General features: G+C 51.0%; 17 protein-coding genes. 2 read left to right on the plus strand and 15 right to left on the minus strand.

The window, feature by feature from the left end; translation table 11 throughout:
- The 15 genes from AC0Z7K_RS23655 to AC0Z7K_RS23725 form a co-directional block, all read right to left on the minus strand.
- Nucleotides 1-2,181: type IA DNA topoisomerase (locus tag AC0Z7K_RS23655; RefSeq protein WP_485616165.1), on the minus strand; the 2,181-nt coding region annotated here is incomplete at its 3' end.
- Between the two features lie 2 nt (nt 2,182-2,183).
- Nucleotides 2,184-2,489: a conjugal transfer protein gene (locus AC0Z7K_RS23660; RefSeq protein ID WP_040118350.1), complete on the minus strand. Its 306-nt coding sequence runs from the start codon at nt 2,487-2,489 to the stop codon at nt 2,184-2,186.
- A 103-nt stretch (nt 2,490-2,592) separates the two neighbouring features.
- A complete protein-coding gene (locus tag AC0Z7K_RS23665; RefSeq protein WP_130957301.1) occupies nt 2,593-2,997 on the minus strand; it encodes a cag pathogenicity island Cag12 family protein in 405 nt (134 codons plus the stop codon).
- Nucleotides 2,984-4,012, minus strand: coding sequence for a P-type DNA transfer ATPase VirB11 (virB11, locus tag AC0Z7K_RS23670; RefSeq protein WP_040118348.1), 1,029 nt, complete (start codon nt 4,010-4,012; stop codon nt 2,984-2,986). Before virB11 ends, AC0Z7K_RS23665 begins: the two co-directional genes overlap by 14 nt.
- Before the next feature lie 10 nt (nt 4,013-4,022).
- Nucleotides 4,023-5,303 carry a VirB10/TraB/TrbI family type IV secretion system protein gene (gene virB10 / locus AC0Z7K_RS23675; protein ID WP_485616166.1) on the minus strand — a complete coding sequence of 427 codons (1,281 nt, stop codon included), beginning with the start codon at nt 5,301-5,303 and terminating at the stop codon, nt 4,023-4,025.
- Nucleotides 5,300-6,196 (minus strand): P-type conjugative transfer protein VirB9, encoded by an 897-nt coding sequence (virB9, locus tag AC0Z7K_RS23680; RefSeq protein WP_485616167.1) that lies wholly within the window; start codon nt 6,194-6,196, stop codon nt 5,300-5,302. Before virB9 ends, virB10 begins: the two co-directional genes overlap by 4 nt.
- A complete protein-coding gene (locus AC0Z7K_RS23685) occupies nt 6,196-6,879 on the minus strand; it encodes a VirB8 family type IV secretion system protein (protein ID WP_485616169.1) in 684 nt (227 codons plus the stop codon). The genes virB9 and AC0Z7K_RS23685 overlap by 1 nt, the downstream gene beginning before the upstream one ends.
- Before the next feature lie 199 nt (nt 6,880-7,078).
- On the minus strand, nt 7,079-8,080 hold the full coding sequence (locus AC0Z7K_RS23690) for a TrbL/VirB6 family protein (protein ID WP_485616170.1): 1,002 nt from the start codon (nt 8,078-8,080) through the stop codon (nt 7,079-7,081).
- Complete coding sequence (locus tag AC0Z7K_RS23695) at nt 8,077-8,367, minus strand: EexN family lipoprotein (protein ID WP_485616171.1); 291 nt, start codon at nt 8,365-8,367, stop codon at nt 8,077-8,079. Before AC0Z7K_RS23695 ends, AC0Z7K_RS23690 begins: the two co-directional genes overlap by 4 nt.
- A gap of 14 nt (nt 8,368-8,381) precedes the next feature.
- Entirely contained in the window at nt 8,382-9,107 is a 726-nt protein-coding gene (locus tag AC0Z7K_RS23700) for a TrbJ/VirB5 family protein (RefSeq protein WP_485616172.1), read from the minus strand.
- Nucleotides 9,108-9,118: 11 nt separating this feature from the next.
- Nucleotides 9,119-11,866 (minus strand): VirB4 family type IV secretion/conjugal transfer ATPase, encoded by a 2,748-nt coding sequence (locus AC0Z7K_RS23705; protein WP_485616173.1) that lies wholly within the window; start codon nt 11,864-11,866, stop codon nt 9,119-9,121.
- Between the two features lie 9 nt (nt 11,867-11,875).
- Nucleotides 11,876-12,169, minus strand: a complete 294-nt coding sequence (locus tag AC0Z7K_RS23710; RefSeq protein WP_485616174.1) for a TrbC/VirB2 family protein — start codon at nt 12,167-12,169, stop codon at nt 11,876-11,878.
- A 9-nt stretch (nt 12,170-12,178) separates the two neighbouring features.
- Nucleotides 12,179-12,847 (minus strand): lytic transglycosylase domain-containing protein, encoded by a 669-nt coding sequence (locus AC0Z7K_RS23715; RefSeq protein ID WP_485616175.1) that lies wholly within the window; start codon nt 12,845-12,847, stop codon nt 12,179-12,181.
- Between the two features lie 20 nt (nt 12,848-12,867).
- The gene (locus AC0Z7K_RS23720) at nt 12,868-13,092 is read right to left on the minus strand and encodes a hypothetical protein (protein ID WP_485616176.1); all 225 of its coding nucleotides are present in this window, start codon (nt 13,090-13,092) and stop codon (nt 12,868-12,870) included.
- Between the two features lie 82 nt (nt 13,093-13,174).
- On the minus strand, nt 13,175-13,630 hold the full coding sequence (locus AC0Z7K_RS23725; RefSeq protein ID WP_485616177.1) for a transcription termination/antitermination NusG family protein: 456 nt from the start codon (nt 13,628-13,630) through the stop codon (nt 13,175-13,177).
- Between the two features lie 254 nt (nt 13,631-13,884).
- Between AC0Z7K_RS23725 and AC0Z7K_RS23730 the strand changes: the two genes are divergently transcribed.
- Both AC0Z7K_RS23730 and repA read left to right on the plus strand, forming a co-directional pair.
- Nucleotides 13,885-14,247, plus strand: a complete 363-nt coding sequence (locus AC0Z7K_RS23730; protein ID WP_485616178.1) for a helix-turn-helix domain-containing protein — start codon at nt 13,885-13,887, stop codon at nt 14,245-14,247.
- Nucleotides 14,248-14,657: 410 nt separating this feature from the next.
- Nucleotides 14,658-15,575: a plasmid replication initiator RepA gene (gene repA, locus AC0Z7K_RS23735; protein WP_485616179.1), complete on the plus strand. Its 918-nt coding sequence runs from the start codon at nt 14,658-14,660 to the stop codon at nt 15,573-15,575.
- The last annotated feature ends 265 nt before the right edge of the window (nt 15,576-15,840 follow it).

The raw sequence follows: 15,840 nt of genomic DNA on the forward strand, positions 1-15,840 counted from the left end.
TTTTCGTGTGGGAAACTCAAACGCCGTTTGTCCGGTGGCCTTATCTTTTAACACCACAAACGCCGAGAACGGCTTACCCGCTTTACTGGTAAAGCCTTTAATCTCTGCGCTTTTACCTTTGCTGATGATGGTTTCAACCTGATTTTTGGTCAGGTTTTTACCCGCCATTGTCGGCCAAATTTTAAAGTCGCACTGAGTGCAGCGGAATATTTTAGGGGTCACAATGATGCTGCTACCGCAGGACGGGCAGGGCGTGTTTAATCGCTCAAACTGGCTCTTTTCGCTTTTGTCTTTATCGCTGGCCGTCACGCTGACCGCGCTGACATCGACGTGTTGAAGCTGCTCCGCGATAAAAATTTCCAGCTCGTCTAAAAAGGCGTCGCTTGTCATGCTGCCCTTTTCAATCATCTGCTGTTGTTCATGCCAGAGCGCGGTCATGTCCGGTTCGGTGGCGATGGCGGGCAGGGCGTGAATAAAGCTGATGCCTAATTCCGTGGGAATAAGTTTCTTTTTTTCCACAGTGTAAAAGTTGCGGTTCAGCAGGGTTTTCAGCATTTCGGCGCGGGTTGCCGGTGTGCCAATCCCGCCATTTTCGCCCTCAGTGTCTTTGTCCCGACTGACTAACAGCGCTTTAATGCGCGGGTCTTTCACATATTTTGCCACGCGCTGTAAATCACGTAACAGCGTGGCTTCGGTATAAAGTGGCAGCGGTTTTGTTTTCTCCGCTTTGACAGTGACGGTTTTACAGGTTCCGGCATCGTTCACGCTAAGTGCCGTTAATATGGAAAACAATCCATCGCCATTATCTTTCCCCGGCTCACTCTCTCCGTCGCTGTCGCTCTCTTGTAAAAGCGCCGTCCAGCCCATCCCCGTTGTTTTTCTGGCACTGGCGGTGAAGGTATTGCCCGCTGCGCAAAAACTGACGCTGGTCGCCAGATACGTTTTTTCCGGTAAGAATTGAACCAGGTACTGTGTAGCGATCGCGGTGTATACCGCGCGTTCGTCCTGGCTCATTTTTGCTGTATCGGGCGCGGTGCCGGTCGGGATAATCGCGGTATGCGCCCCGACTTTACCTTCATTAAAGGCGCGGCTTTTTCTGCTGCTGTCGAGGTCGGCCAGTACCTGCGCGGGAAATGCCCCGCTTAATGCGGCACTCACCGCCTCAATGGTCTGCGGGGCATCATTAAACTGTTCGGTATTCAGGTATCGACAATCTGAGCGGTTATAGGTGATCGCCTTAAAGTTATCGCGCAGCGATTGCGTCACGGCCAGCGTTTTTTCAGCAGGCAGACCGTGTTCTCGGCTCATGTGAACCTGCAAATCTAACAGCGAGAAGGGCAGCGGTGCCGGTGATGTTTTTGGCTCTGTCTGTGCCTGCGTCACTGTCGCTGGTTTGCCCTGTGTTGCACTGGTGATACTGCCTGCATAACTCTCATCGATAATACGTTTTTTGTCGTCAGTGGGCGCATCGTCCGGCACGCTAAAACGTGCCGGGATGTGGCTTCCGTTCATCAAAAAATCACCGTTTACCGTGTAGTAAAAGGCCGATGCGTGGTTTTTGAAGGCTTCATAACGGTGAACGATCAGACCCAGTATAGGCGTTTGTACCCGACCAACCGATAACACATCTTTGCCCCCTTTTTTACGGGCGGCTAGGGTGTAACCACGGGTCATATTGAAGCCAAAGAGTTGATCGCCAACGCTTCTCGCTAATGCGCTTTGGGATAATCCGTAAAACTCGCTGTTGTCGCGTAACTGCGTCAGCGCTTGTCGCGCTTTCTCCGTGTTCAGGTCATTGATAAGGACGCGCTTCACCGGTTTTTTTGTGCCGGTGTACGTCAAAATTTCATCAATTAAAAGCTGGCCTTCGGCGTCGGGATCGCCAGCGTGAACAATCTCACTCGCCTTCTCAATCAGCGCCGCCACCGTTTTAAACTGGCCTGCGGTGCGCTCAATCGGCTGGTAGCGGTGCGGGCGCAGTTTCAGCGGTAAATCGGCCTCGTTCCATTTTTCGTAAGCGGGGTTATGGCTTTCAGGCTTGACCAGCTCGAGCAGGTGGCCTGATCCCCACGTCACCACGTCGGTGCCACATTCGATATAACCGCCACGGTTTACACCGTTGCCCAGGGCAAGGGCGATCACTTCACCCAATCCTTTCTTTTCTGCGATAAAAAGTCTCATGATTACCCCCTGATCCGCCCGAATTGACTGATGATTTTGGCTATAGCTGCCGGGTCTGCGGCTTTGCATTCCCCCAAAAGCGCTTTACGCATGTTTGATGTCTTCGATGGGTCAAACCGGCCTTTCTTCTTAAAAGAATTAATGCTGAAAAAGGCTTTTTCGGCACTGCTGCATTCACTGCCGCCGCTATTACCGGTTACTTTGCCGAACATACACAGGACGACCTCGCACGGGTCAGCAGCAAATGAAGGCGCAGAAAAGCCAGCGGTCAGGCACAGGAGTGCCGCCGCGATTGCGGTTTTTTTCATAACGTTTTATTCCTTGAGGTGATTTTGAGACAAACAAAAGACGGCTAACGTCCTCTGGTTGTTCAACGCCGGAAAAACAGATTGAAAATCTGTCTCACCGCCGTTATCGGGAAAAATAAATGTCGGTAGTGTTGCAGGTCAGGCAGTGAGTTTTTGGAAGATAAGAGATAAGCCCTTGTGCGCCGTGTTGTCTCAACCACGCTTTAGCCGCAAAGAACGCGGTCGCATCCGGCGCAGAGACGGCAACGTGTGGGGAATGAGCAACGGCATACCAGACATCAGGCGTCCAAATCTGGCCTTCATCTTGAAAATCGGTGATCACTCTCGACCACTGCCCGGACACGACCGGCGACGGTGTAACAACCGTGTTTTCCTGCCACAAAGGCAATGTGCCGTTGGTCGGCGAAAGAGGCTTATCCCACTCGACGGCTGCCGGTTCGGGCGGGGATGAGCAGCCCGCGAGTACCAGCAACGCACTGAGTACAACTAGGGGTTTAAAATGTTTCATTCCTGAAATTCTCCATCACACCGGCGCGATGCACCGGCTTAAAGTAAATATCACCCATGCGGCGAATATCGCCGCTCACGTCAATGCTGGCGATGACATCAATGCTGTTCAATACCTTACGCAGCAGTACCGAATAGGGGATGTTCTGGCATTCCATGTTTTGATAACAGCGTTCCGCCAGCCCGTTAATGGCCTCTTCCGGGCTACCGGCGTGCAGAGAAGTGATCAGCCCTTCATGCCCTGAGCCGATGATTTTCAAACAGTCCCAGGCTTCACCTCCGCGCACCTCGGCCAGTAAAATACGGTCAGGGTTCATGCGGTAGTTAGCTCTAACCAGGCTGGCCGGGGTCACAATGGCTTTTTCTCCCGCATCAGCGGGGTAAAAAAGATGCACATAATTTTCATGGCCGTAAAAGCGCGTCTCCGGGTTGTCCTCGATAGTCACCAGTCGCAGGTTGACGGGGATATACCCGATCATCGTTTTCAGGTAGGTTGTTTTCCCCGACCCCGTACCGCCCACGATGATGATGGTCTTGCCATATTCGACACACTTCTCCATAAAAGCGGGAATAGCTCCGGCATTGTATAAACGTAAAAGCTCGTCATCATGGCTTGCTGTTTTCTCCTTACCCGTGACCCGGTCGTAAAAGCCGCCGTCGATATAGGACTGGTGGGGAATTTGTATCAGGGAAGGCTTGCGGATAGTGATCGACACCGTATCTCGCTCACAAGCCGGAGGCATCACCACCTGGCAACGTTCGCCAGATTCGAGCGTGGCGGAAAGCACCGGCGACGTATCATCAATATGGTCGCCCTGATAGTTGGCAAGCGCGGTGGCAAACGTCTGACACTGTGCCAGCGTGAGCGGAACGGGGTGTTTTTGCCACACCCCGCGAATTTTGGTAAACAGCTCTCCGGGACGGTTTACCGCGATTTCGGTCAGGCCATCGAGGTGAAGAAAATCCCCGAACATGCGCTGTTTATGCTGGTCGAGTGAAATGTTACTGACGCCCATAATGCCCTCCTTATTTGAGTTTCAGGCTGTAAACGCCTGAAAAATCGATGTCTGAACCGGTCATGATGCCGATGATATCGCCCTGATTTTTGTAGATGGTTGGCGGGATATTGATGCTGTTATCCAGCGCCGTTTTTGCCATTTCAGCGGCGGCAGCGCGTGAATTTTCCGTGTAATCGGTATTGCGGTCTTTCGACGGGGCGGAACTTGCCGCCGCTGCGGCGACGTCCTGCACGGTACTGAGCATCATTGCGTTGCCGAAACGCTCCCAGAAATGCGTGTCGATCCAGCCATCAATACCAGCCTCACCGAGCTGGCCTACGACCTGAGAATCAACCATCGGGATTTTTAGCCTGTCCGGGGTTCTGAGTTCCGTCCACATCACGAACATCCTCGCCTGGCCGTGATTGAGTGTGCCGGTCTTGTAGACGCCCCGGGCGCGGGTGCCTGCGGGTATCAGCCGTACATGGGTGCTTTCGCTGTAAACGTCCTCAGATATCAGGCAGGAAATACGCCCGGCAACGTCGGACACAAAGCGGGTTTGAAGCGTACAGGGAATATAGGTATCGACCGGAATATACAAATCCGGGTCAAGCCGCATACGTTGTACGCTGGTGACGGTGGAAACTGCCGGTGCCACACCAGGTGATGCCTCCGCTCCGACAGGACAGGCCAGCTTTCCGCTGGCATCCATGACCAGCGTCACCGTGCAGGGTGTATAAGGCTGCGCGGTCGCGGGAGATACGCTGTGCTCTGTGGTACTGCGTTCAGCCGTGCGTGAAACCGTGGCGGTTTGGCCGCTGCTTTGCGTGCTGGACATCGCCGCCAGAGCCATCGACTTGTTAAATGAAACTGCCGGAGCGGTGGGGCGAGGAAGGTTTGTTGTGGTATCGGTTGACGCGGTGTCCTGCAACCCCAGCGGGTTTTCAGCCATTCCCATGCCCTGACGTTTCCGTCCGTAACTGACATCATCCGGTGCCGTTTTTGCCTGTTCAGCCTTGGGTGCGGGGGCGCTCATGAAATGGTTATAAGCCCAGTCACCCATCCAGGCTAATACGATAAGCGCCGCCAGAAGCAGTATTCCCAGCGTCATAAGACGGTTTTTACCGCGCTTTTTGAGGCTGTTTACCTCGGGTTGGTCGGGTTTAACGTCCTCCACCGGTGCAGACTCTTTACGCTGTGCCTGCGCCCGTTCACGTGCTTCAACTTCCAGCTCGGCCACCGTTTTTTCTCTCTCGGGTACGGGGCTTTCGCTCCCATCGAGAGGCGTTGGGTTTTGCGTATCCGTCATGGTTTTTCCTCCAGTTTAACCGCCGATGAAACGGTGCTGCCGTTGCTGACCGTTGCCAGACCAAATCCCTGATTAACAATGCCCACCACGGCGTCGCCGTAGCGTAAGACCAGCTTTGGAGCCAGCGAGTGAACGACCATCACGCGATAGTTGCCCTGTAGCGAGAACGACGGGATGGTCGTTTGTTCTTTGCCGTTGACGAGCAGGAAGGGACTCGGGATCTTTTTCAGCGGTGAAAAGCCCAGGTAAGTGAAGCGGCCATCGTCATAGGCAAAGTCCGGTATAGCCATTTCACTGCCCTGCTTCACACGCTGCGCATAGTTCCAGTTTCGCGGTGTAGTGGCGGCATTAAACGCTTTGGCGATGCGGCTTTTTTCCTGCGCCTCCGTCAGCTCCTTTTGCCGCGCTTTAACGGCTTCCATGTTGGCCTTGCGACTGGCATCGGGATAATTCCAGGTCACAACAAACGCCAGACTGCTTGCCGGTGCGCCTTCATCGAGCACGTTAAGCTCCAGGCTGTAGAAGTGTGCCGACGTGGTGACAAACAGGTTGGTTTTCCAGTCTTTCGACTCGGGTAAAAATGCCTGCTGGACGGTTGAGCCGTCCGCATCCGTCACCGGCTGCGTGATGGGAGCTGGGCGAATATAGACGCGGTTCGCCTCCTTTGTTACCGCCCATCCTTTAATAAAGCCGACTTCGGTGCTGATCACCGCCTCATCATCGGCAAATACCAGCGTGGTGACGTAGCCGGCGCGGGTGTTGATCACCGTGCTGTTTTGCACGTTGTACGCCACCTGCTGCATACGGCTGTCGTACCGGCTACCCTGTGGGGTTGCGGCTCCCCACGCCGATGAGCAGAGCATCAAAGTGAGAATGACGAATAGATTACGCATTATTCTTTCCTCAGTTCTTTGTCACGCTGGTAACTGGTGACGATGAAGCCCAGCGGATTACTCTCACGCTGTGCGTCGGTCAGCGCCTTGTGTGGCACATAGTGGTATGTCAGACGAACGTTCCAGAATTCGACGCGCGTCGCGCCGTCTACAACGTGTCGGATGGTTTTTTTCAGTCGGAGGGTTGCCAGCATATCGGGCGCGGTAGCCTGGCTGATGATGTTGGAAATGACCTCAGTTTCCACCACGTTAGCCGCGTTCTGATACACCTTGTCGGGGGCATCCTGTCCGGCGAACCAGGCAAGATAGTCCGCGTTGACCTGTCCGCTGTTAAAGAGCTGCACCGTGTCGTAATTGCTTTGCAGGGCGAAATAGTTGTACCCCTCCCGGAGCGTGGCGTAATTGGCGGCGAAGGCTTTTGCCATCGCTTCCTCGGTCGCAATGTCTTTTTCTTTCACTCGGGTGACGTATTCCGCTCGGCCGCTGTGGCTGTCTACGGTGTAAAGCTCGACCTCCGTGTGTTTTAGCGGAAGCATGACAATGACGGCCACAACGGAAAGTAAGGCAAATACCGTGGCGACAGCGGCGATAACAAAGGCGAGTTTTTTAGCCCGCGCGTCGCGTGTCAGCATCACTTTTTCAAACGACTGCGAGGTATTCAGCGTTTTTTGTAATTCAGACATTATTCACCTCCTGCATAACGGAAGCGGAATTAACGGGTTGGAGGTCGCCGGAAACATCAGGCGGGAAATGGCTTTGCTGTGCGCAGCCCGCAAGGGTGCACAACATCATAAATATGATGAGGTGTTTCATGGTTTAGGTTCCTGAAAGGGTTAAAAAGTAATGAGTCTTGCGATGGGAACATGTGGGGCGGAATATCTGCTAGTTTTGGGCTTTCATTTTCTCCACTGCGGCCTTTGCCGATGCCTTGGCATTGCTGCCCGATGAGCCTTTGAGGTTGCTGGCTGCTTTCTCGCCAATACTGCCTAAAGCATTCCCCACGGGCTTACCTACGGTGCTCGCGGCTTTTTTCGCAGCACCGCCGCCCGCCATTAGCCCCATTTTAGCCGCGCCCTGTACTACGCCCTGTACGCTAGCCCCTGCCAGAGAACCGGCGATTTTTGCCGATAACCAGACCACAAACCCGGCACCGATACCGGCGAGACAACTTTGTGCGGCCAGCGTTACGATGTTGTTTACATCAGCCCCGCTACTTGCTTTATCCAGTACGCTACTTAAATATTGAATCGCAATCCGTAAAGATAACGCCGAGAACATGAGCGTCAGGATCGCGGTAAAAATTACCTGGAGCCAGTTATTGAACATCGGGCGCAGAAAACCGTAGATAAGGCAGAAAATGAATATGGGTGCCGTAGTTGTCATTAATAACAACATTATTTCAGCTCCCATATTCACGATAGTGGCAATAACCAAAGTCACTATCGTACCCCCCCAGACTAATAGCTCTGCGATGCCGCCATTGAGTTGTACGTAAGTGGAATCATCGAGGTTAAAAAGCTTCTCCCCTAATATTTGTGCTTTACCCCAAAGGGTGTCTAATAAAACCCAAACATTTTCACTTCCACTTAGTCCGTCTTTTAAACCATTAATGGCGGCAACAGACGCGTCCAGATAACCATCAGCATTAGTGACAAATGCCAGAATAATCCCCATCCGCGCCAAATCCCAGGCTACGTCCTCTACCGGAGTATGCAGCTTACCCGCCAGTGTCTGATAACCACGCCAAAGAATGTACAGAGTGGCAGAGCCGGTAACTAACCCTGCCATCATTGTTGAATACAGGGACATCTGCCCCTGTATAACACTATTCAAACCATTCATTACCGCGGCATCCATTCCTGTGAAAATGCCTTCGCTACTCATGATTTGTTGTTCTCCGGGGTTATTTTACTTTGCATGTACTCCATTTGAATCTTTTGTATTCCTGCTGCAATGTCAGGTTCATTGATAGATCTCTTTTTGGCATTCACTACAGGAATGCATCGCTCACTGCTGAATGTTTTGGTTTTCAAACAATCGGCATAGTCTTTTAGTAATTCATCATGATGAGCCATATACCACTCCTCAGTTTTCTTTTCTTCACAACCACCTAAAGCAAAAAGGCTTAAAACAAGCAGGGAAGATAAAATAGTGCGGTTATTAATCGTCATATGAAAAATCCTTGTCATAAGTTGTTTAAATCAGCAACCGGCGCACTCAGTTGTTGCTGTCGGTGGGCTTTTTGTCGCTGCGATGTCAGCATTTGATCACGCAGTTCCGACTGCTTCACGCTCATTTCCCACTGCGTGGTCAGTGCGTTTAACTGTACACTTTTTGACGTTATGGTGTTCGCCAAATCCTGTGACTCTTTAGCGTCTTGCGACATTTCTACACGACTGGCGAGGGTAGCGATGTCGCTCACCGTGCTGTTGATCTTCTCCTGTACCGCCGTGGTGTCTTCTACGGCCACCGCCCGGTTAATGACGATTTGCTTACAGGTATCAGCATAGCTTTGGGTCTGCGTAGCATCACAGGTGTCAAACATCTTGTACTTACTGTACAGGCTGTTTAGCGCACTGCTGTATGACCCGCCGGAGTTCGTCAGCAGGTCATTAAGTGAAATGCCGTTTTTTTGCAGGTTTTTAAGGTCACTCGACAATCCCTTAGCCTGGCTCAAAAAGTCCTGCACGTTGCGGACGCCGGTCGCGGTCGCCAGTTGCGATTTGTAGGCGTTGAGCTGAGATTGATAGTGCTGCACGGTGCCTTGCCATTGCTCCAGGTGCTGCGCCCATTCGTTCACTTGTTCGAGGTTGCTCATGGCGTCCACCACAGGAATACCGGTGGCACCGGCTAACGACGGACAGAGTAAAGCCCCCGCCAGACAGGCGGCGGTCAGTGTTTTCAGTTTCATGTTATTTCCTTTCAGAGAGCGAGTTGCAGGTAGCGTTCCAGCCAGTCGTCCGGCTTCATGCCGTCCTGAAACACAGAGTCAAAGATTTCGAGGTTGTCAGCGCTGCTACTTAACACTTTCGTGTAAGTCCCCAGCCCGGACAGGTCGAGGGTGACGAGTGCCGCAAAGTTGCGTAAATCGCCCTTTTTCAGGGGGCTTTTCACTATCACGAACTGTCGTGACAGCGGATCGAGATTCTTAATAATATCGAAGATTTCCGGGGCGACTTTCAGACCATCAACGTAGTCTTTGCGGTCAGCCTTCGGGTTCGCCGTAAAGAATTGCGTCCCACACTGCTCCACCACGGCAGGGGCTATCGGGTTGGTCAGTATTTCCGCCGGTGACTGTGTGCCAGGAATAAACAGGCCATTCAGTTTGCGGATAACTTTCAGCACGTTAAAGGCGAAGTCAGAAAAGACCGGATCGTTGAGCCATTTCCAGAATTCATCCATGAAGATCACCAGGCGTCGCCCGTCGAGCAAGCTGGTGACGCGATACAGCAGGTAAAACGAAATTGGCGCGCACACGTCGGCATCGTCCAAAAACTCCGTGCCATCGATGCCGAAATTATCGCATTCGCCAATATCAAACGTGTCCAGGTCATTATCGAAAACCCAGCCGTATTCGCCACCCTGCGCCCACTGTGACAGCCTGACGCGTAACCCGTTTTCCTGCGCTTCCTTCGTTGGCGGCTCGGTGAGGTTCTCCAGCAGCCGCGTAATACCAAACCCACGGTGTTCAGCCGGTAACTCCTTCATGACCGCATCCACCGCCTGGCTAAGACGCAGCTCGTCGCGCGGGAACAAGGTTTGTCCGTTGCGGGTGCAGAGTATGCGCATCAGCTTTTTGATGAAGTTCAGATTGCGTTTAGTCGGGGGAAGGCGGAAGGGATTCCAGCCGGTAGGTTCACCGCTTTTCACCTTGTAATACTGCCCGCCCAGCGCCCTTATGTTGAGTTCCGCCCCCCTGTCTTTATCAAAATAAACGGTAGTCAGACACTGCGTTTTAGCCTGCGGCGAAAAACTTTCGGGTTGCCGGTATTTCTGCATCATGTTCTGAATGAACGTCATCAGCATCGTTTTATCTGACCCTGCGGTGCCGATAACGCTGGCGTTCCCTAAGTTTTTCTCGTTGAAATCGTCCTTGTTGAGCAGGGAATTATGCAAATTTAGGTAGTACGCGCCGCCCGACGGGGTTTTGAGAACGCAAAGCGCTTCACCCCAGGGGTTTTTATCCCGTTTCCCCGTATAGAAGTTATGGAATGACGCCAGTTCTGCAAAATTCTGGCTGCTTATGGGGACAAGTCGCGGCCTTAGCGTGTACACACCCGGCATTTGTGCCAGGTAGGCGGCAGGCAGCGACAACGTGGAGAGCGTCGGGGTGATGCCCAGATCGGTGAAGGCGTTGATCAGGCTATTCGTGTCTTTAATCAACCGTTCCGTGCCAGATGCCGATACCATCAGGGAGAAATGATATTTACCAAAGGCAATGTGTCCGGCCTGCAACATGTCCAGGGCAACAAATAAGTCTTCCTGTTGCGAAATGGCATCATCTTCCGTGCTGCGTAAACGCTTGGCCGTCTGCTTTATGTGTTTTTGCGCTTCATCTTTCGCCATACAGGTAAAAGACTGGGTGATCACATAGTCACACGGGGCATACAGCAACACGTTCATTATCCCGGTGAAGGATTCCGGTGCGTAGTCTTTCACTTCCAGCCCACGGAAGAAGGTCTTTCCGTTGACGTTATTGCTTTGCCCTGCATCGCCGGTGAAAAACAGGTCGGTTATGCCGAGCGTTTCATAAAATGGCGTGCGCGTAACGGCTGTCTTCTGCCAGACGCCGCTTAACAGCCGCCGATAGAAAGATAATTGCGACGAATATACGCGGCCATTTTCCTCATATGCCCCGAGCGGGTTTGAGGTGAAACGCGACAAGGATGTGCCGACCGTCTGGCAGATCTCCAACATCTCCTTTAATGCACTGTCTAACGCGTGTTGCTTCTGTCCGTCGGACATGCGTTTGCGCTCTACCTTATCCAGGCCGACAAAGGGCATATAGCAGGCGGTGAAGAACAGGCGATTATGGCGGAAAGGATGGTTTTCAATCGTCGAGTAGTACCGTTCACTGACCGTATCGGCAAAATCGTTACCCGACTTCCCGTCAAAGTGATCGTGGTACGTTTCACGGATATTGTGAACGTAAAACGTCACCGGTCGCCCCTCAAAGGACTTGATCAGGTTATTAAACTGACCAGACAGAATGTCGAGATTTTCTTCCGTATCACATTCAAACGCTGTTCCGCCAATTTCCCACGTTGCGATCAGGTCGCTACCTCGGGTTTTAATGACGTTTTCATGAATGTGCGACGAATACGGAATGTGCTTGGTGAGCGTGACCCGTTCGTTAAGTCGCATAGTGTTGATGAACTCCGTGATGTCTACGGCGTCGTAGTCGTTCGCCAGGAACGCTGTTGCACCGTAGTGGGTGCTGCACGTCTTATTGCCCCGCGTTTTCAGCCTTAAAAAGGCTAATCCGAAAATATGGGCATCCTTCCGAGCCATCTGGTTCATGACAAACCAGCTTACCGGCAGGAACAGCAACAAAAGTTTAGTGAGGTATATCGCCAGCAGGATAATTGCCCCGCTGACGATAACTAACGGCACCATCGGAATGCCAAACAGCATAGCGGGGCGCGTCAGGGCTTTATTAAGCGTGACCATGTCCGCCCCTTAGCTCATCAACAGAGCGCCGATTTCTGCACCGCTGGCAATCAAAATGCCGCCAATGATGATCCCTTTACAGTCGTGAAGGCTTTTGCCGTCCCATAACACTTTGTAGCCTACCCAGATAACGGCGATGGTAATGGTGACGATAGCCAGACCGGTGAGGCCAGACGAGATTTTCTCCAGCAACGTTTCGGCTTTCGCGAACCCGTCCGCGAATGCCGGTGAGGACAGGGCAGCAGAAGCCGCGATAGCAGTAAGGTGAGCAGGAGCGTTTTTGATAGAGCGTAAAAATTTCATGATATTTCCTTATTTAGATGTAATGACTACAAATTCTCCCCGCACAACCTGTGACGGGAAAGAAACGGGTGTAGCCGGGTTAGGTGACGCCTGCGCGTCGGAGGTGACGAGATCGCCGCGTACAATGCCTTTTGGGTAACGTATCTGCGGCGCGGGTGCTGCATTGCCTGGTGTGGCGTTTTGCTTCTCTTGATCGGCTTTGCTGGAAGGCACGACATATTTTTGCGCGGGTTTGTAACCCATCCGCTGTACATAGCTGGTTTTGGAAAATGCAGCTTCGGGCTTCTGGCCGGTATCAAAGTTGCCGGAGTAATAGCAACTCAGCGCCCTTTTAAGGGTGCCGCCCCGGAGGTAGCAGTCAGTGATGATTTTTTCGAAGACGGTCAGGTTGGTGCAGGGATTAAACAGTTGCTTTGCAGTGACACCGTAACGGGAAAAGTTAGCCTGGTTGATTTGCATCAGACCAACCGAGTAATTTTTACCTTTCGCCTTGAGCTGGTCGATATGATCAAGAGCGTCGTTTATGTTGCTGGGAAAAAGCCCTTTTTTCTGACCGACAACCCCAATAGCAAAGGGGTTTAACCCTGATTCAACTCTGGCGACATCATGCGATGTATCTGGGTGGATGGTTGGGGCGCATTGCATGGCCAGAGTTAGAAGAACGGCGGATGAAATCATGTCTCCTCCTATTAGATGGTTTATTCCTCTTCGGCGGTGGGAGCCTTCTGCAACTGGCTAAGCAGTGAGGCATGGCCTTTTTTGGTGAACTCATCAATCAAGTAGTGAAGAAATGTACTTGGTTTGATATTGGCGTTGGATAAATAGCTGATTTCGCGAGCATGTTTTGCTAACAGTTGGTAACGCTGCTGTCCGATGTAAATCACCGCCGTACTCGTTGGCTCGCCCAACTTCTTTTTCGGCATGGATATGGTTACTCCTATTAAAAAGGCACCGCAGGCGATTGCCTACAGTGCCGGTATGTATGAAACAGTGAGAGAATTTTACTTAGATGTCACCCGATTGGAGCAGGTGTGAAAAGGCAACCTGTCGCTGTTCTGTTGACCTGAGCAGCGAGATTTCCTGAATTTTTGCCAGTAAAGCGGGAGAAATATTACGGCACTCAATAGCTTGATCGTCATTGTTCAACGCTATCAGGCGAGCACATTCAATCGCTGATATCACTTTCTGGGGAACCGTGCAGGCATTGGAACCGAACCGAATGAAGCCCATAGCTCCAGGGATAGACGAAATCGTTGATGTATGGATTTTGTTGATATCAAAAGAAAGGAACAAATAATTAGGGAACAACACTTTTTCGTCGATCCGTACCGAATTACAGTCGGTACGGTGAGATATTTTTACATAGCGAGGGCAAAAAACACTAACACCTAAACTGTTGACTCTTCTGGTTATTTTATCAGCATCTTGAACCTTGCAGTACAACACATACCATAAATTCATGTTTCCCTTCCTTGTGGGCATAAGCCCCCATTTTCCGCCGCCGGTAGCCGCGTACTCATAAAAAATCCTGTATAAATAAACATGCTGTACATAAATACAGTATTTATTTTTATACAGTTCGTAAGGGTATGTCAATATCAAGAATATTTAGTGATAATAACATTGATGTACATATAATCAAGCTTGTTTGTTTGGATGAACGTAGGGTGGGGACTGCGCCTTGTATGATAGAAAACAAAACAAGGTGAAGTGCTATGGTGCCGAAAAGGTTAAAAGAAGCCCGGGAGGCTGCTGGATTATCTCAAGAAAAGTTGTCTGAACTCATTGGTGTAGAGGGCGTTAATACTCGTTCTCGACTATCTAATTATGAGGTCGGGCGTTTCACCCCTCCTTTCGATTTTGTTCTTCGAGTTGCTAAAGCATTGGATTATCCAGAGAGCTATTTCTATACGGTTGATGATGATTTTGCAGAGAATATGTTGAAATTTCATCGCAACCGCATGAGTCCTGATACAAATCCCTATTACAGCACGTTGGCTGAAGCCCAAAAACTAGCGGCGCAGCGTGACGAAGCTCGAAAGCTTGTTAAGCAACTAAATGATTGTTTGAAAGATTGATTTTATCTCTTTATTTGTTTAGAACAGGGATTCGGTGCTGATCTTATTACTGTGAATGTGATCAGTGTCAACATTATTGAGACTCAATATCTTTATGAATTGATTGGGTAAATTAGATATGTTCTTTGCGGGATCTTTTGGTGGGGGAATTGATCGTTGCTTCACTACGTGGTAATTTACCTGCGTTTACAAGTATTCATGCGGGTCGGACGTTCCCGGTAATAGCGTCTAGGGAAAGGGTGACAGGCAAAAGCCACACCCTGAATGCAAAAACCCCCTGAAATCCCAACTCGAACTTGGCGGAACGAAGGATATTCAGGGGGTCGAAAGCAGGCGCGGCGCCTGAGAAGGATTATAGCAAATGCGTAACCTAACACAACCCCCCCACACCGCCATAAGTGCTGGCGGGTGTGAATAACCAGACAAATTCTACTCAACAAAACCCAGACAAGCGTCATCGTGGCGAACATTCTACAGCCTGTAAATGTCCGTTACCGCTCTACGTGCGTCCGGCGCATTATAAGCCCCTCAGTAAACAGCATGGCCGAGCCTTACGTAACCTTATGAGCCAGGACAAAACTTCTGGTGCCTGGGTTATTCGTCGTCGTGTTTCTGCCGATCCAATCTTCACTTTTTTGCGACCTGTCGCGGACAGGAAAAGAGCTTTCCGTGAAGTGCGCCGGCGTTTGCTCGATGCGTTGTTTGTGCTTTTCGTCAACAAGGCCGATCTTGCTACCGGTATTGTCACTATCAACATCACTAAGCTGGCTGAAGAACTTAGCCCACGAAATGAAGATGGCCACATCATCCCTGAAACCGCTGTGACGGTATCCAGGGTGTCGCGTCTGATAGACGAACTGGCCAGGTTTGGCATAGTCCTTGCGCCTGAAACTGAGTGGGATTATGTGAACGGGTGCCGTTTTCCTAAGCATATAATCATTACAGAAGAAGGCTGGCGTCTTACCGGCGTGGATATGGATAAGCTGCGTGCCGAGCAGGAAGAACGCCTACGTGCTATTGAGGACGGCATTCTACAACCCGGCGAGGCGATGACAGTAAAAGAAGCCCGTAAGCGCTGGTATGAACGTTGCCGCCATCAGACGATACTTAGCCGCCGTACACGTGCTATCGAGGGTAAACAACGGCGTAAGCTGGCTGAATTACCGTTTGATGAGCGAAAGCGTCAGGTGGCCGAGCGTATTTTCCGTGATATGAAGGGTGATATACACCACCTAACCCCTCAGCAGTTTGAAAAAATGGTCTGGACTCAGCTTTACCAGCTTGAACTGGTAAATATGGAGCAGCCAGGCACAGCTCCGCCTCACTAATCACCCTCTTTTTACTAATCCGTTTCCCTGCGGAGGTCGTTCTTCGTCCATCGGCTGGAATGGCTCATTTTTTAACCGCACCTATCGTGATTACTTCAACGGAACATGCAGAAAACCCCCATCAACACCGATGCTATATCTTTTATGCACACTTATCTGCAAATAGGTAAATGGGATTATCTGCAATCAACCAATAGTTAGCTGCAAAACAATCAGGTCTTCGACCTACTTAATTTCATTAAAGATCTATTTATTCCCTGGATAA

This window comes from Rahnella sp. 1L-D-7-B-C2 (assembly GCF_057290995.1).

What these genes read in the sequence shown, in the direction of transcription:
- AC0Z7K_RS23660 (WP_040118350.1), bottom strand. Translation starts at nt 2,489, where the DNA reads ATGAAAAAAACCGCAATCGCGGCGGCACTCCTGTGCCTGACCGCTGGC.
- AC0Z7K_RS23665 (WP_130957301.1), bottom strand. Translation starts at nt 2,997, where the DNA reads ATGAAACATTTTAAACCCCTAGTTGTACTCAGTGCGTTGCTGGTACTC.
- virB11 (WP_040118348.1), bottom strand. Translation starts at nt 4,012, where the DNA reads ATGGGCGTCAGTAACATTTCACTCGACCAGCATAAACAGCGCATGTTC.
- virB10 (WP_485616166.1), bottom strand. Translation starts at nt 5,303, where the DNA reads ATGACGGATACGCAAAACCCAACGCCTCTCGATGGGAGCGAAAGCCCC.
- virB9 (WP_485616167.1), bottom strand. Translation starts at nt 6,196, where the DNA reads ATGCGTAATCTATTCGTCATTCTCACTTTGATGCTCTGCTCATCGGCG.
- AC0Z7K_RS23685 (WP_485616169.1), bottom strand. Translation starts at nt 6,879, where the DNA reads ATGTCTGAATTACAAAAAACGCTGAATACCTCGCAGTCGTTTGAAAAA.
- AC0Z7K_RS23690 (WP_485616170.1), bottom strand. Translation starts at nt 8,080, where the DNA reads ATGAGTAGCGAAGGCATTTTCACAGGAATGGATGCCGCGGTAATGAAT.
- AC0Z7K_RS23695 (WP_485616171.1), bottom strand. Translation starts at nt 8,367, where the DNA reads ATGACGATTAATAACCGCACTATTTTATCTTCCCTGCTTGTTTTAAGC.
- AC0Z7K_RS23700 (WP_485616172.1), bottom strand. Translation starts at nt 9,107, where the DNA reads ATGAAACTGAAAACACTGACCGCCGCCTGTCTGGCGGGGGCTTTACTC.
- AC0Z7K_RS23705 (WP_485616173.1), bottom strand. Translation starts at nt 11,866, where the DNA reads ATGGTCACGCTTAATAAAGCCCTGACGCGCCCCGCTATGCTGTTTGGC.
- AC0Z7K_RS23710 (WP_485616174.1), bottom strand. Translation starts at nt 12,169, where the DNA reads ATGAAATTTTTACGCTCTATCAAAAACGCTCCTGCTCACCTTACTGCT.
- AC0Z7K_RS23715 (WP_485616175.1), bottom strand. Translation starts at nt 12,847, where the DNA reads ATGATTTCATCCGCCGTTCTTCTAACTCTGGCCATGCAATGCGCCCCA.
- AC0Z7K_RS23720 (WP_485616176.1), bottom strand. Translation starts at nt 13,092, where the DNA reads ATGCCGAAAAAGAAGTTGGGCGAGCCAACGAGTACGGCGGTGATTTAC.
- AC0Z7K_RS23725 (WP_485616177.1), bottom strand. Translation starts at nt 13,630, where the DNA reads ATGAATTTATGGTATGTGTTGTACTGCAAGGTTCAAGATGCTGATAAA.
- AC0Z7K_RS23730 (WP_485616178.1), top strand. Translation starts at nt 13,885, where the DNA reads ATGGTGCCGAAAAGGTTAAAAGAAGCCCGGGAGGCTGCTGGATTATCT.